General features: G+C 36.9%; 13 protein-coding genes. 7 read left to right on the top strand and 6 right to left on the bottom strand.

What is annotated here, in order from left to right:
* Positions 1 to 4 precede the first annotated feature (4 nt).
* Both WAA15_RS16920 and WAA15_RS16915 read right to left on the bottom strand, forming a co-directional pair.
* Positions 5 to 1,858: a tetratricopeptide repeat-containing sensor histidine kinase gene (locus WAA15_RS16920; protein WP_337043993.1), complete on the bottom strand. Its 1,854-nt coding sequence runs from the start codon at positions 1,856 to 1,858 to the stop codon at positions 5 to 7.
* A gap of 192 nt (positions 1,859 to 2,050) precedes the next feature.
* Complete coding sequence (locus WAA15_RS16915) at positions 2,051 to 3,970, bottom strand: tetratricopeptide repeat-containing sensor histidine kinase (protein ID WP_337043992.1); 1,920 nt, start codon at positions 3,968 to 3,970, stop codon at positions 2,051 to 2,053.
* Positions 3,971 to 4,155: 185 nt separating this feature from the next.
* Between WAA15_RS16915 and WAA15_RS16910 the strand changes: the two genes are divergently transcribed.
* The 3 genes from WAA15_RS16910 (at position 4,156) to WAA15_RS16900 (ending at position 7,797) form a co-directional block, all read left to right on the top strand.
* Positions 4,156 to 4,788, top strand: a complete 633-nt coding sequence (locus WAA15_RS16910; protein ID WP_337043991.1) for a response regulator transcription factor — start codon at positions 4,156 to 4,158, stop codon at positions 4,786 to 4,788.
* Between the two features lie 88 nt (positions 4,789 to 4,876).
* A complete protein-coding gene (locus WAA15_RS16905; RefSeq protein ID WP_337043990.1) occupies positions 4,877 to 5,221 on the top strand; it encodes a LytTR family transcriptional regulator DNA-binding domain-containing protein in 345 nt (114 codons plus the stop codon).
* A 164-nt stretch (positions 5,222 to 5,385) separates the two neighbouring features.
* Positions 5,386 to 7,797, top strand: a complete 2,412-nt coding sequence (locus tag WAA15_RS16900) for a penicillin acylase family protein (protein ID WP_337043989.1) — start codon at positions 5,386 to 5,388, stop codon at positions 7,795 to 7,797.
* Here WAA15_RS16900 and WAA15_RS16895 read toward each other — a convergent pair whose 3' ends face one another.
* The 3 genes from WAA15_RS16895 to WAA15_RS16885 form a co-directional block, all read right to left on the bottom strand.
* Entirely contained in the window at positions 7,798 to 8,262 is a 465-nt protein-coding gene (locus WAA15_RS16895) for a PA2169 family four-helix-bundle protein (protein ID WP_337043988.1), read from the bottom strand.
* A gap of 32 nt (positions 8,263 to 8,294) precedes the next feature.
* Positions 8,295 to 9,179 carry a hypothetical protein gene (locus WAA15_RS16890; RefSeq protein WP_337043987.1) on the bottom strand — a complete coding sequence of 295 codons (885 nt, stop codon included), beginning with the start codon at positions 9,177 to 9,179 and terminating at the stop codon, positions 8,295 to 8,297.
* A gap of 127 nt (positions 9,180 to 9,306) precedes the next feature.
* On the bottom strand, positions 9,307 to 9,672 hold the full coding sequence (locus WAA15_RS16885) for a VanZ family protein (RefSeq protein ID WP_337043986.1): 366 nt from the start codon (positions 9,670 to 9,672) through the stop codon (positions 9,307 to 9,309).
* Positions 9,673 to 9,967: 295 nt separating this feature from the next.
* Here WAA15_RS16885 and WAA15_RS16880 point away from each other — a divergent pair, with 295 nt between their 5' ends.
* On the top strand, positions 9,968 to 11,635 hold the full coding sequence (locus WAA15_RS16880) for a glutamine--tRNA ligase/YqeY domain fusion protein (RefSeq protein ID WP_337043985.1): 1,668 nt from the start codon (positions 9,968 to 9,970) through the stop codon (positions 11,633 to 11,635).
* A gap of 183 nt (positions 11,636 to 11,818) precedes the next feature.
* Here WAA15_RS16880 and WAA15_RS16875 read toward each other — a convergent pair whose 3' ends face one another.
* The gene (locus tag WAA15_RS16875) at positions 11,819 to 14,044 is read right to left on the bottom strand and encodes an LruC domain-containing protein (protein WP_337043984.1); all 2,226 of its coding nucleotides are present in this window, start codon (positions 14,042 to 14,044) and stop codon (positions 11,819 to 11,821) included.
* Positions 14,045 to 14,351: 307 nt separating this feature from the next.
* Here WAA15_RS16875 and WAA15_RS16870 point away from each other — a divergent pair, with 307 nt between their 5' ends.
* The 3 genes from WAA15_RS16870 to WAA15_RS16865 all read left to right on the top strand — a co-directional run bounded on the left by WAA15_RS16870 (position 14,352) and on the right by WAA15_RS16865 (position 16,366).
* Positions 14,352 to 14,918: a dihydrofolate reductase family protein gene (locus WAA15_RS16870; protein ID WP_337043983.1), complete on the top strand. Its 567-nt coding sequence runs from the start codon at positions 14,352 to 14,354 to the stop codon at positions 14,916 to 14,918.
* Positions 14,919 to 15,036: 118 nt separating this feature from the next.
* Positions 15,037 to 15,393 carry an ISAon1 family transposase N-terminal region protein gene (locus WAA15_RS24580; protein ID WP_442892807.1) on the top strand — a complete coding sequence of 119 codons (357 nt, stop codon included), beginning with the start codon at positions 15,037 to 15,039 and terminating at the stop codon, positions 15,391 to 15,393.
* Entirely contained in the window at positions 15,383 to 16,366 is a 984-nt protein-coding gene (locus WAA15_RS16865) for an ISAon1 family transposase (protein WP_442892808.1), read from the top strand. Before WAA15_RS24580 ends, WAA15_RS16865 begins: the two co-directional genes overlap by 11 nt.
* Positions 16,367 to 16,563: the final 197 nt, after the last annotated feature.

Raw genomic sequence — 16,563 nt, 5'->3', positions numbered from 1 at the left:
TTAATTAACCTTTAGTATTTGTATGAAAAGGAACCGTAACATGTATACTGGTTCCTTTATTTGTTATTGAGTTAAAATCAATCTGAGCCAAGAGTGTTTCTACCCTACGCTTCATGTTTTCAATACCTTTTCCACGGATTCCCGATTCGGGGTTGATTCCTCTCCCATTATCTGCTACTACAAGATACAGATTTTCTGAGTCCTGCTGAAAACTGATTTCTGCCATAGTAGCTTGCGAGTGTTTGAGAATATTATTAATTAACTCCAGACAAATACTATATAACTCTAGTTCTATTTTTTTATCATCAATGGTAATACCCTCTGCAATTTTAAGGTCTATTTTTAACTTGTCACTCTGGTTAATATCTGAAACCAATTTAGTAAGCGCACCAAATAATCCTTTTTCTTCAAAATCGTTTGGCAGTAAATGGTGTGAAATCAGCCTTACTTCGTCATAAGCGTTATTCATCAACCCAAGAATATTATTATATATTCTCTGTTCTTTTTCGGTCAGGTTTTCTACATCAAGTGCTTGTAGCATCCATTTAATGCCCGACAAAGTACTACCTAAATTATCATGCAGTTCGGAGGCTACTCTTTTGCGTTCAAGGGTTTGCCCTTTTACGAGAGCTTCTGTAATTTCTTTGTTTTTCTGTGTTAGTTCATTATTTGCTTGTGTTAAAGCGAGTGTCCGTTCTTCTACTTTGTTTTCGAGTGTGGCATTTAGCTTTTCCAGTTCACTTTTTACTATCAATATTTCATTTTTCTGATTTTCTATCAGCAGGTTTTTAGCTTTTAACAAGCGATTATTCCACCAGAAGAAAATCCCGAAACCCATAATTCCGAGTAAGCCTATCAGTAATCCTTTTTTAATCAGGCTTTCTCTTTCAAGGTTCTGATTCAATATTTCATTTGAGTCTTTAAGTCTGAGGTTTTCATACTCAAACTTCATGCTTAGCAATTGTTCTTCAAATTCCTGTTTTTTATTTTCTTCTATTAACTTAATATAATTTTCATAGTAATATAGGGCTTTTTCGGAATTACCTGTTTTTTTATATACTTCGTATAGTCTTTCATAGATAGGTAGTTTATTAACATTACCCACGTCAGGAAATTCTTTGAGTGGTTTTTCGGCATAATACAATGCCTGTTTGTAATTACCTAACCCATAATATATACGTGCAAAAGCATTATATTCTTCAATCCAGTCATATTCAATAATGCCTTCAATGGTTTTATTCAACTCCATTCCCAGATTAGCATAATGTAGGGCCTGATTATATTCTTTTTTTTCTATGTATGTATTTGCGATACTCCATATACAATAGCTTTTCATAGTTGAAAGACTATTCTCCTCTGAATACGACAGACATTTTTGGAAATACTTTAGTGCTTCATCTAGTTTTTTTCTTGAAAAATACCCTCTGCCAATATCGTTCAGACAGTTGGCATAGCCTTTTTTATAGCCAATCTTTAGAAAATAAGGCATAGCTTTCAGGTAATACTCCTGAGCTGAATCATAGTTTTTCAAGCCAAAATAAGTATTTCCAATCTGCCTGTTATTAACAGCTATGAGGGTATCTATTTTCAGTTTTTCTGATAATTGCAAGCTTTTAAAAAGATACTCCGCCCCTTTAAAGTCTTTGCCAGTCATCAGAAAAGAATACCCTAACTGATGGTTGGCTCTGGCTATGCTTGGTTTATGTCCAATTTTTTCGGCAATTCTGAGGGCTTTTTCAGACAAACGAATACTTGAGTCGGGTTTATGCAAAGCATAACAAAAGGCTATTTCACAAAGCATTTTTATCCTAAGCGTATCTCCTGCAATAGAAACACCCTCTGCCGGCAGTTTTGCCATAGCGCTATTTAAGCTATCTATTGCTTTTCTTGACTGTTTTAGAGGTAATTGCCCCCAAGAATGACAACAGTAGAACAAGAGTATTAAATAATAAATCTTTTTTCTCATCGTGCAGTGGGTAGTGAAAACAGGGTATCTGATAGTTAATAAAAGCCTGCTAACATAAAATTAACCGCGTTTAACAGTATAAATTTATAAATTGTTTTTCCATAAAAACTCTGGTACAACTATTAGTAATTGCGTGCCTTGTGTTTTCAGCGTGTTTATCTCGAATTTTGCCGGAATACCTTTAACTCTGGTATCAATATTTTTTAGTCCTTTTCCGGCTTTACCACTAATATTAATAAAACCTTTACCATTATCAAGAATACTCATTTCAAGTTCCTGCCTAGCGTTTACTTGCATTGTCAGGCTAACCAGATTGGCATCTGCGTGTTTAATAATATTACTGATGGCCTCTAGGCAGCAGCTATAAAGCTCAAGGGCAATATCCTGCCTGATAAGTTCATCTATATTATCAGCTTTAAATGTAAAAGCTATACCCGCCGGTGCATTGTTCAAGTCCTGCACAAATTTTTCTAAAGCCCCTACCAAGCCTTTTTCGGCTAATTCAGCAGGCAGCATATTATGCGAAATCCGACGCACCTCTTCATAGGCTTTATGAATTGTTTTTAATATTCCGTTATAGATTTCCTGTTCTTTGGTTGATAGGTTTTCGCTATCTAATGCCTCGAAACGCCATTTCAGGGCCGATAACATTCCGCCCAGATTATCGTGCAACTCGTTTGCTACTCTTTCGCGTTCAATTGTTTTTCCTTTAAATAGTGCTTCGCTTATTTCACGGTTTTTCTCCAATAGCTCTTCATTAGCTAAAGTTAACTCTTTTGTTCGTTCGGCTACTTTATTTTCAAGAGACTCATTTAATTGTTCGATATCGGCTTTTTGAATCTGTATTAACCGGTTTTTATCAGCTAACGATTGTGAGTAAATTACAACTATAATAACTCCAACAAGTAACGCTATCAGCCCCACACCTAGTAACCGGCTCCGACTCTCTTTTTCTTTAATATCGAGGTTAAGTGCTGTTATTTTCTGATTATTTTTTTCAGTTTCATAGTCAAGTTTGAGAAATCTGAGCAACTGAGAATTTTTGATTGAGTCTTCGCTCAACATAATGCGGCTATAATCTTTATAATATTTATATGCCAGTTGCGTGTTTCCTGTTCTTTCATAAATATCAGCCAAAGTTTTAGCTACATCGCGGTGCATCAACTGATTGGTGGGCGCAAGGTTTTGCAGGGCTATCGACGCATATTTCAAGGCTTCGTTGTATTCCTTTTGCAAGAAATAAACCTGAGCTATTTCGTTGTTAACAAAGGCTTGTTTATCATTATAGCCGTCATTTACAGTTAACGCCTGTTGGAATCTGGCCAATGCTTGCTCATAATTGCCTAGTTTAACCAGCGTTTTACCGATATTTATTAAAGCGGCATTTTGCACTTTAGGGCTTTTTGTCTCGCTATTTAGTTTTTCGCATTGCTCAAAATAATACAGTGCTTTATTATAGTTTTTTGCCTCAAAATGTACCACTCCAAGATTATTAAGGCTCAGAAGGTATTCTTCGGGTTTACCGTTATTTTTACATATAGCCGAATGCTTTTGGTAATATATAATTGCGTTGCCAAAATCATTCATGAGCATATAATTACCGCCTAGCCTTGCATTCAGGTATTTGAGTTCATTAGGTATCTTTAACTCCTCTGCTATTGCCAACGCTTTCAAACAATACTCCGACGACCTCACGGGCAGGTATTGGGCATGATAATATTTACCTAGCTGAATACATACTTTTACAATTCCTGCCTTATAATTTCGCTGTTCGGCTATTGCCAACGCACGTTGCCAGAAAACAGTAGCCGAGTCATTTTTAATTCGTGCGTATTCCTGCCCTATCTGGCTATATATCTGCACAAGTGTGGTATCGTTGGAAAAAGATTCGTTTTTGGAAGACAATTCTGATAAAATAGTATATAAACTGTCTGATTTTCTCTGGTGCTGTGCAAGTGTAGCATATAGCGAAAAAAACAGTAATACCGACAGAAAATACCTCATCTACTCAATAATTAAGATAATTATGCACGGAAAATACTAAATTTTATTGGATATGCCATTAAGTTAACAATAAAAAATACTGTCTGGACAGTAGACAATATACCGTCTGGGCAGTATTGAAGAAATGCTTTTTATACAAGAACTTTGTAGCTTACCTCCCGAAGGTATCCAAAATAACACATGCTATGGCTGCTAAAATCAAGCTTTTTCTTGCTGATAGTTATTTACTCTTTATGGAAGGGCTATCACTTATGCTTTTATCGTCAGATAAATTTGAAGTGATAGGTAGTGCTTCAAACCAAGCAGAATTACTGAGTGGTTTAAGAAAAAATCCTTGTGATATTCTCTTAATCGACCTTAATCTGCTTTTTCAGGGGCACACTCTTTTCATAGAAGATTTAAGAAAACATTACAAGAACAAGATACTTGTGCTACATGATGCCGTTAACTTATCTCATTTAAAAAAAATACAAATAAACGTTAACGGCTTTTTATCAAAAACACTCAGCAGTACCCAACTTTATGAAAACATTAATGCTATTGCACAAGGGCAAGAAATTATTACTCCGTTTGTAAAAAAGTACGTTTATGCTATTTCTCCTTCACAAGAAGAATTAATCAGCAGGTATCAACTAACCAATCGGGAAGTAGAAGTAATTAAACTGATTGCCCTTGAGTTTTCATCAACAGAAATTGCCAGCAAACTTTGTGTAAGCGAGTTTACGGTAGACACCTATCGTAAAAACATTTCAAAAAAACTTAATGCCAGAAACGTAGCCAGTATTGTGAATTTTGCCCATCGCTGGGAACTGGTTTAAAGTTTTATCTTATGCGAGATTGCCCAGAGGATTTACAGAACAAAGCCTTTTTGAATAAAATCCTTAATGACAAACCCTAGAAAAATGAATGGAAACATCTGCAATTGAACCTCAATTTGTGAATGTAGGTGGCCGACAGCGTATACAACCAACCCATGTTGTTAAACTTGTTGCTTATATTAATTATACAACGGTTTATCTTGCTAACGGCGAAAGTTTTATTATTGCCCGCACCATTGGTAAAGTTCAGGAAACGCTCCAACCTCATGGAGAATTCATCAGAATCAGTAAAAATCTTGTTGTTAATCTGGCATATATGCGCCAACAAACCCCGAATGGTATTATCCTGAAAAACAATGAGATAATCGACTGGTCGCGTAGGAGAAAAAGAGAAGTAAAAAAGTACCTTAAAAAGTTTATCAAAACTTATTGAATCTACAAATGTAACGCCTCTGGTTAGCCAGAGGTTTTTTTATTATATACCTGTATACGGCTTTGTAAAAGTTTTTTTTTAAATTGCCTCCCCTGAATATTTTCCACAGGTTTGTCTGCTTTTATAGTTAGTTGTACAGCAACCCTTATACCCTGACATACTCTATGAAACTTCTCAAAAAAATACTTATTGGCTTAGTCATAATCATTATTGCCGCTGGTGCTGGTGTTTACTTCTGGTTACAAACCTACAAACCAGACCTTAATGCAGAACTACAACTGAAAGGCTTAAAACAGCCTGTTGAAGTATTGTATGATGACTACGGCGTACCACATATATATGCCCAGAACGAAGAAGATTTATTTTATGCTTTTGGCTATGTACATGCACAGGACCGCCTGTTTCAGATGGAACTGATAAGACGTCTGGCTGATGGAAGGTTGGCAGAACTTTTCGGTGAAAAAGCCTTGCCTTCTGATAAGTTTTTTCGTACGCTGGGGCTGCGTAGGCATGCCCAGTGGACAATTGATTCTCTGATTAGCAAAAACCCCGATGCACCTTTTGTAAAAGCATCTCAGGCTTATATTAATGGTATAAACGAATACATCAAACAAGGGAAAGCTCCGCTGGAGTTTACACTGGCGGGTATTCCGAAAACCCCATTTACCATAGCCGACTCTTATATTATTGCAGGCTATATGGGTTTTACGTTCGCAGAGGCTTTTCGTTCTGAGGCTATTTCTACATTTATTTACAGTAAATATGGTGATAAATACCTGAACGATGTGTGGTCGCAATGGCCTAAAGGCGAACCTAAAATACCTGTTCAGGCACAGGATTCGGTCGTTAAACTATCTAAAACACTGGCCCAAATGGCTAATCAGTTAACTACTATCGAAGCCAATGCTCCTTTTCCTCCTTATCATGGTTCTAATGGTTGGGTAATAAGTGGTTCAAAAACAAAGTCAGGAAAACCAATTTTATCGAACGATACCCACATTGCGTTTTCACAACCATCAGTCTGGTATGAGGCACACCTCGAATGCCCGGGTTTTAAGTTTTATGGCAATTTTCTGGCAGGTACACCTCTAGCAGCTTTAGGGCACTCCGAACACGGTGGCTGGGGCCTTACAATGTTTGAAAACGATGACGTTGATTTTTTCAGAGAAAAAGCTAACCCCAACAATCCTAATCAGGTTTGGTATAAAGACCACTGGGAAGATTTAAAGGTGTATGAAGAAAGTATTAAAGTAAAAGATGCTCACGATGCCAAAATAACAGTTAAAACCTCAAGGCACGGTATCCTGATGAACGATAGCTTTAAAGATATGGCCAATGAAAAAGACCCCATTGCCATGTGGTGGGTTTTTAATCAGTTTCCGAGCCATTTGCTAGAGATTTTTTATGATATGGCTCATGCCAGAAACGCAGGCGAGGCAAGTAAAGCGGTGAGTAAACTGGCGGCTCCGGGTTTAAACTTTATGTGGGCCGATACCGAAGGAAATATTGCTTGGTGGGCGGCAGCTAAATTGCCTAAACGACCCACCCACGTAAATCCGATGCTCATTTTAGATGGTACAACAGGAAATGACGACCCACAAGGGTGGTATGATTTTTCGCAGAATCCACAGATTTTAAACCCTACAAGAGGAATATTATATACAGCCAATAATCAACCAGCCGATATGGGTAATGGCCTTGTACCGGGCTACTATGTACCCGGCGACCGAGCTAAGCGTATTGAACAACTGTTGTTTACGGATAAAAAAGACTGGACTCAGGATGAACTAAGAACCGTAATTAATGATGTAACTTCGCCAAATGCTAAAGGTTTACTTAAAGATATTATTCCGATTATATTTGCAGAAGAACTCTCTCCGCTAGCCAAGAAATCTATTGAAAAACTCATTCCGTGGGATGGCTCCCATAAGCTGGAAAGTATTGAACCTACAATTTATTACAGATTTTTGTATTATATTTTTGTCAATACTGTTAAAGATGAACTAGGCAATGAAGTTTTTAAGGCATTTGAGCATAACGTCAATTTCAAAAGAAATATGACTACCCTGATAAAAAAGGAAGACTCACCGTGGTGGGATAACATCCATACCAAAGAACGGGAAACCCGCCGCCAGATTTTAACAAAATCGATGAATGATGCCGCCGCCAGCCTTGAAGAACAACTGGGTAGCGATATGGCAGCGTGGAAATGGGAAAAAGTACATACTCTTACGCATAACCATCCGTTAGGCATTTTGCCAGTTGTAGGGCGGTTTTTCAATGTAGGACCATTTCCGGCACCCGGAGGCCGTGAAACTATCAATAACCTTGATTTCCCGATTGATTCAACAGGAATCTATCGGGTAAGCTATGGCCCTGCTTTACGCCGGATTATAGATTTTGCCAAACCCGATTATAGCAAAAGTGTGTTACCTACGGGCCAGTCAGGTAATATTATGAGTAAACATTACGACGACCAAGCACGTATGTTTGTGGAAGGTGGGGCTCGTTCAGAACTAATGAACAGAGCCGATATTGAGAAAGTACAAACAGGTAAACTACTGCTAAAACCTTAATTAAGGTGTAGTTTTTAGCTCATGAAACCGAATTAAAGCCTGATAGGTAAGTGCAATTTCCTGTCTTTGTTTACTGATAATATTATATATTCTTGGAGGCAGAAAACCATCACCAATATTAAGTATTGTATCATAGGCAATCATGGTTACATCGTCACCTTTACGGCATTCATCAATAATAGCGTCATCATTCTGGGTAGTAAATAAGCCTTTTATTTCTACCCAGATTCTATTAAATATGGCTCCCATACTGATACTATCTGCTATTTTTTCGCCTATTTCTATTTCTTCCAGCTCTCTTTGAAGCTCATGAGCATAAGCCAACCGTTTGTCTGCTTCTTCCAGTAAAGCGTTTCTGAGTTTATCATTTTCCACGTTGGCTGCGGCTTCTTTATAAGCATCTTCGGCATCAAGGTTATGAATAATAATATAATTTACCTCCCGCGCTATCTTTTCCGTTTCCATAGTTAAATCATTTTTATTACTTTCAATTATCATTAATTTTTGGCCACTACTGTTTTTGAATGCTTATTGAAACTAATGGCACTATCGGGCACCAGATTTTCGATTGCCTTCACAAATTGTTGAGTAGCACTATTTACCTGATTCAGGTTATCCCATGTTAGTGAATAAACTACTTTGTTTGAGTCGTCTAGTAACAGGATTTCCCGATAATTTTTATCTTTTACCAGATAACGTTCTACTTTTTCGCCTGCTTTATCAAGATTTACAGTGTTTGATTTTAGTTGCTCAAAAATCTCTGGCGAAATCATAAAATCGGTTCTATTCACAATCTGGCCGTTTTCGTCTTGCACCACTATCACCTCACCCATTTCATCTATTGAAATCTGATATTCATGTTTGTACTCCTGCGATAAAGGCATATCCAGATACGACAACACAATTTTGCTAATAGTTGGTGGTACGTCGTTATAGTAAATAACTTTCTGTTTGTTCGTATTTCTGTCTACAAATACAACCTCTTTAAAATCGCTTTTATCAATCGCTACCACTGCTGATTTATCTCTATCCGACGATTTTACCTCTTCGTAGTACACATAAACACTATTATTTTTAGGCTGAATAGTAGTAATCAGGGGTTTTGTTTTTTCAGAAGTAGAACCACTGATAGCCACCACAAACTGGTTAACAAAGTCTTTATTACCAATTACAGGCACAGCATTGTTTTCGCTAATAATAGCGGGCTTAAAAACCGAATTCATCTGGCTATAATTTGTAAAAACATGGTAAGTTGGTTTACCCGAAGTTTCTATATTCTGAAGAGAGAAATCCTGATTAAAACGCTTAATTTCTACCTGTTGGCCAAAAGCTAACATTCCGGTTAGCATTAATGCCATAATGCTGAAAATATTTTTCTTCATAATATTAAAGTTTTGAGGGGTTCAATCCTTTATAAAAAGAAAAAAAGCGTTCCAGCGTATTATAAAGAAGAATTTTGGTTAATAACAACAGAAAATGGGGAACTACTGCCCCAAAAGCAAGCTACTTTTATAAGTTCAGCTTCATTTTCAGTCTATGAAAAATTATGCCTGCCAATACCCCGATAGTGTCTGCCACAGCATCAATCCAATCAAAATTACGGTAGAATGACTCCGGTAATAAGCCTTGCCAAATCTCAATAAATACGCCAAAACCTATACCCACCAAAATGGTTTGTGTATATTTACCAAAGGCAGATTGCCAGCAAAACGCCCATCCACCAAATGCTATCAGATGTGCTGTTTTATCGTTAATACTTTCGCCAAGCGGAACTTTATTATTAGGCAAAGTGCATAAGACAAAAATAATAATACTTATGCCTATGGCTGTATATTTGCTAGAGATAACCTGATTGATTATTGTTTTCAGATTCATTAAAATAGGAGTTTTTTAACCTTGCTATTAAACCTACCTGTAAAGTTTATAGTTAATATGCTATTACAGTTTTTAGCATATAATATGCTTGCTTAAAAGTATGAAAAGTTTTTTTAAGCTATTTGTTAAGTTATTTATTTCTTAATTATCAGTCATAATAAAGGAACAAAATATAAGGATTCTAATTTTTTTTAAAATAAAATAAATAAAATGTTTTTTTAGAAAGGAAACTCAAATTCTTTGCAATAAAAAAATATTAAATTCGCAAAAGTAGCAACAATACCACCATTGACTTATGGCAGAAGCGACTGAGAAATCTTTGAATTTTATCGAACAAATTATCGAGAATGACCTCGAATCGGGTAAATATGATGGCCGAGTATTGACTCGCTTTCCACCCGAACCCAATGGATACCTCCATATCGGGCATGCCAAATCTATTTGTCTGAATTTTGGAGTAGCCCAGAAATATGGCGGAAAAACTAACCTGCGCTTTGACGACACAAACCCTGTTACTGAAGATACAGAGTATGTAGAATCTATCAAAAACGATGTGCAATGGTTAGGTTTTAACTGGGCTAATGAATTTTATGCTTCTGACTACTTTGGCCAGCTATATGAATTTGCTAAAAACCTTATACAGAAAGGTCTAGCCTATGTTGATGATAGTACTTCTGAAGAAATGGCTGCCATGAAAGGCACACCTGTTGAACCAGGCATTGACAGCCCTTACAGAAACCGAAGTATTGAAGAAAACCTGACGCTTTTCGAGCAAATGAAAAACGGAGCATTTGCAGAAGGCACACGCGTATTGAGAGCAAAAATCGATATGGCGTCGCCAAATATGCTCATGAGAGACCCAATTATTTATCGTATCAAGTTTGCTAAACATCATCGTACGGGCGATAAATGGTGTATCTATCCGATGTATGATTTTGCACATGGCCAATCTGACTCAATTGAGGGTATTACACACTCTATCTGTACGCTGGAATTTATACCTCACCGTGAGTTATACGACTGGTGTATCGAAAATCTGGAGATATTCCCATCAAAACAATATGAGTTTGCTCGCTTGAACCTGACTTATACAGTTATGAGCAAGCGTAAACTACTACAATTGGTTAACGAAGGCCACGTAACAGGCTGGGACGACCCACGTATGCCTACTATCTCAGGCTTGAGACGCAGAGGTTACACACCGGAATCTATCCGTGATTTTTGTGAAAGAATTGGTGTTGCCAAACGTGATAATCTTATAAGTGTTGGTTTGCTTGAATTTTGTATAAGAGAGCAACTTAACAAAACTGCTACCAGAGTAATGGCCGTATTAGACCCTCTAAAGGTAACTATTACGAATTATCCTGAAGGTCAGGTGGAAGAATTAACTACCGAAAATAATCCTGAAGACCCAGAAGGAGGTAGCCGTAAGATTCCGTTTAGCCGTGAGATTTATATCGAAAAAGACGATTTCATGGAAAATCCTCCTAAAAAATATTTCCGTCTGGCTCCCGGGCAAATGGTACGCCTGAAAAGCGCGTATATTATACGCTGCGACGAAGTTGTGAAGGATGAGGCAGGAGAAGTTACAGAACTCCGTTGCTCGTATATTGAAAACTCTAAAAGTGGACAAGATACATCGGGTATTTCGGTAAAAGGAACCATCCATTGGGTATCTATTTCACAAGCTCTTAATGCTGAAGTAAGATTATACGACCGCCTGTTTAAAGTAGAAGACCCAAGTAGCGAAGAAGGTGATTTCAAGGAATATATCAATAATGATTCTTTACACACCATTACTGCTTATGTTGAACCTAGTTTAAAAGAAGCAAAATTGGGTACAAGTTATCAGTTTTTACGAAAAGGATATTTTTGTCTGGATAAAGACACAACAAACGAAAAGCTGGTATTTAACCGCACTGTGGGTCTGAAAGACACATGGGCTAAAGAAACAGGAAAATAATATTTCTGATAGATAATTAACAAAATAGGCACTCCAAATTAGAGTGCCTATTTTGTTAATATAATTTTTCAGACTACCCAATGCTAGTGTAATTCAGCACTCAGGTGTTTGATATTATTTTTTTGGTTGCGTAGTATTTCTGTATTACTACCTAAAAATACTACGCAACCAAACAGATGTTTACTATCTTACCAGATACCAGTTTGTATCTTTAGTGCCTCCGCTTAATGCCCAGCTTTCAAACTTCGGATACAAATCTTTGATGTTTTTAGATTCTAACGGATAAACAAATGAAACCGGAACGCTCAAACCCCATGGTTCATTATAAACTGATTTGAATGGGTCTGTTGTAGATAATTTTTTACCCTTTACGCTTTCAATCAGGCTTTTATCTATTTTATCTGTTCCGTTATATCCAACAAGATGCACTTCACTTCTTCCACTATTATTTTGTTCAGACGTAATAATAAACATATTCAGATTCTGAAAGGTAAAGTTATCAAGCGGGGTAGTAAACTCTATGGTTATTACTACATCAACAGGTTTATAGCTTCCGTCTGCAGTCGATATAGTTGGTGTGCCCGATACCCCAAAGGCTTTATGCGCATCATCAACAATGGTAGCTACTGCATAAGTCTGCCCCGACTCAACCCCATTAGAACCCAGCTTCAAAGTAGAACCAACCAAATTTGTACGTGAATAAGTAACCGATTTCACACTTGCGGCTGGTATACCATCTAACTGCACTGCCACAGCATTACGCTTTGAAGCTCCCACCGAAACCAGATTTCCTTTTAATGTAACTTTTGTTACCTTGTTTGAAGTATTCTGATATTTAATAAGATTCATTTCTATAACAACGTCGTTCATATCATAATCACCAATCTCAGGCCAGTTATCTTCAAACGCATACGAAAACGTACCGAGGTCAATATCTGATACCGTCTGATTATCAGGAGTAGTACCAGCACTCGAATCATTGTTACCACCAGCGTTACATGTTGTACCCGCAATCACTACCGTCGATTTATCGTATGGCACTATTGTTGCGGGACTATTCACGATATAATAAGTACTCCATTGTTCGTTAGCCGTATGGTCAGAACAAGCAATTTCGAGTCCTCCCGAATATGTAATAGCCTGCCATTGCCCTTGCACATCTACTTTCTTTAACCTTGCCAATGCTTTACCAGTATCAGGGCCAGTCATATAATTTTTATTACTGCTGAATTTGGCCGTACCTGTAACTTCCAGAATTGCCGAAGGCTCAAGATTAAATCTTGTACCCGCTGCTTCAATATTATTAATGGTCAATAAAGCTTTACCAATGATATTTACTATGGCACCATTTGACGTAAGTGTTCCGATTTTTGTATAACAAATAGCCTGTAAGGTAGCATTTGTTATTGTTGCTGTGGTTACAGTGAGGCTTCCTTCATTACGAATTTTGGTAGAAGCAGTTGTACTTGTTAAACTTTTAAAAGTAGCCGTACCATAGTTGGTAAAACTTCCGTTCGAAAGTGTAGCTTGGTCAACAGTTAACGTACCGTAATTGGTATATAGCGTTTCGTTAGATGTATTCATGGCTGAAAGCAAAGCTGTACCATAATTTATAAAAGCCCCTGTTGTGTTCTGCATTACATTAGTGAGGTCGATTGTTCCTGCATCTGTAATATAAATAGCATTATTATTACCGAGTGTTAGGGTATAACCTTGATTTCTCCAGGTACCTTCAATATATATTTTTGCATTATTAGTACCGTTATTTGCATCGATTTGCCCTGTAAATGTAGTTCCGGCTTTAACAACATAAGATTTATTCGACTCTACGGTAACATTAGAACTACCAGTAATTGAGATGGCATCAGTTGGCACAACTATTGCGGCAATAGACGCATCACGTGATGGCGTAAAAGTATCATTTGCTGACGAGCCTGATATACTTTCTCTAAGCTGATTCTGAGAAGCACCCTGAGAAACCACTAAAGAATTTGCGCCAGCAGCAACAGCTATCATGGTAACAGAAGAAATTTTAACAGGCGAAATCTGCTTAAGGTATACATACTGTAACAAAGCAGGAACTACAATTTTACCAGTAAAATCCTGTCCTTTTTTAGCCACACCTGCGCCTAAAAGGTTAGCTTTTGCACCAAGCCGTGGGTCATTGTCATATAATTCTACACGGTAAAAATACTGTCCGTTGTATTTGTCGTTAACAGCCACCTTCACATCTATCGTTCTGACTGACGACCATTTAAAATCAGCAGGAATTGCGGCTCCTTCAGGAAACAATTTTGGCGAAGTTGTTTCTGTCGGACTAGGAGCATCCATCTTAAAACATCCGGTATTTAACAGCGAAAGGCCTGTTAATAACAATAATAAATAGTAATAATTGTTTTTTTTGTTCATAATAGTAATGTAAAAGATTCATGGCGATTAAAAAATGCCTAATTCATAGCTTACTTGAATAAATATTATGCCAGAAATTTTAAAATTTTCTAAGAAATATTTTTACTTATCAAGCGGATATAAATTATACAAAGTTGTGAATATTAATGCCTGTGTAGCTTAGGTTTTCGATGTTTGGAAGAAAGCAAAGGAATATCGGTTATTTTTAGCAGTTAAAGTAGCTAGATGGCGCATTTACACCTCTTAATTGTCATATTTTCACCTTGTATGGATATAGCCTATTGAGTAGTTTTACATAAAAACATTTATGCGCAAAATTATAGTTACTGAGTTTATAACGCTCGATGGCGTTGTTGAAGCACCCGGAGGCAATGAAACCCCGCATCCTCATGGCGGCTGGCAAGCTGCTTACTCCTCACCTGAAAGTGGAGTATACAAAATAAATGAATTAAAGGCAGTGGATGCGTTGTTACTAGGGAAAAATACTTATAATGCCTTTGCTGATTATTGGCCTAATCAGACCAATAATGATTTTGCCAGATTTATTAATGAATATCCCAAATATGTTGTTTCTAAAAGTCTAAAAAAAACAGAGTGGAATAAAAGCTATATCATTCGTAATGTAGAGCAAGATATTGCAGCTTTGAAACAAACAAAAGGGGGAGATATTCTTGTTTATGGAAGTGCTACCCTAGTTAGAAGTTTATTGTACCATAACCTTATCGACGAATTAAGACTAATGATATACCCTGTTTGTGTGGGTGGAGGCTTAAGAATATTTGAGAATAATCTGGAATTAAAGAAGTTTACATTGAAAAGCTCAAGTACATTTGCTAACGGAGTTATTGCGCTTGAATTTAATATCTTTAGCTAGATGAACTTGCTCCAATTCACTATTATATTATGGCTAATCCATTTCAATATGAATCAGTCCTAAAAGTTGTGGGGTAGGTAAATAATTTCGAGATTTGTATTTTTAAGATAAAGAAGAGATGCAAGAGAGTTACAGAGATATTTTGAAATTATTACTACCCACTATTATAGTTGAGAATTTTGAACTTACTTCCTATAAGACTACAGAAGAAGTAATGCATTTATATCTACAAGAGATTAATCAGATACCTAAAGAATTTGAAGGGCAGAAGTTAGAGTCAAAGGGATTCTTTGAAGAAATTACAGTTCAAGACTTTCCAATACGAGGCCATAAAGTTTTTCTTCATATCAAGCGACGCAGGTGGTTTAGTCATACTCTTGAAAAAGTAGTATATCGGAATTGGGATTTAGTGGCAGATGGGACGAGAATGACTAAAGAGTTCTCGATTTTTTTAAAGACACTCAATCGATTCTAATGCAGATGCTGCGCAATCCATTGCTGGTTATTATGGAGTCAATGGTAAGAGACTCCAAGAGCAGTATAAGAACTATTTAAGTGATTTTACGAGTTGGTCTCAGCTAAGCCATGCTAAGAAATGGCTTCTTTTTCCACAGAACATTGGTAAATATTTATCCATTGACGAGACCAGCTTGTCAGATGGAGAACTCTATACAATTCTCACCAACAAAGCGGCTAAGGGCAAAAAGGGCAGTATTGTGGCTATTGTAGCAGGTACTAAAGCAGAAACAGTGATTGATGTATTACAAAAAATTCCTGTCAATCTTCGTAAGAAAGTCAAAGAAATTACCTTAGATATAGCAGCTAATATGGAGTTAATAGCCAAGAGAGTTTTTCCTAATGCGACCAAAGTCACGGATAGATTCCATGTTCAGAAGTTGGCAACAGAAGCTTTACAGGAAATCAGAATCAAACACAGATGGCAGGCGTTAGATGCTGAAAATGATGCCATTGAAATAGCTAAGAAAACAGATACAGAATATATTCCAAAAATACTTCTAAATGGAGATACTGTTAAACAACTACTAGCCAGAAGCAGATATGTATTATACAAAAAAGAGAAAGACTGGACAGAAAATCAAAAACAAAGAGCCACGATATTGTTCGAGTTATATCCTGATATTAAGCAAGCTTATGATCTAACAATGAATCTGTCGTATATCTTTGAAAATACTAATGACAAGCTGTACGGCTTAACAAGGCTGGCTAAATGGCATGAGAAAGTAAGACAAGCAGGCTTCAAATCATTCAATATAGTAGCCCGCTCAATACAAAATCATTATAAAACCATTGTAAACTTCTTTGAGAATAGAAGCACTAATGCTTCAGCTGAATCTTTTAATGCAAAGATTAAAGCGTTCAGAAGTCAATTCAGAGGGGTAAAGAATATACCTTTCTTCCTATACCGACTTACGAAAATCTATGCCTAGACGTACCCACCCCACAGGTTTTTGACTTGATCCTTCAATATTCCATTTAATTTTGTTTTTTGGTGTATTATATATTAATTTTTGGGGTATAAGCCCAAAAAAAAGACCCCAACATTTCTGTTGAGGTCTTTGATAATAAAATCCTGGCATCTACCTACTCTCCCAAGTTTGAACTCAGTACCATCAGCGGTGCGGGG

The organism is Emticicia sp. 17c, from assembly GCF_037153985.1.
In the GTDB taxonomy this organism is placed as follows: domain Bacteria; phylum Bacteroidota; class Bacteroidia; order Cytophagales; family Spirosomataceae; genus Emticicia.
This window is presented reverse-complemented; position numbering and strand designations above follow the sequence as displayed.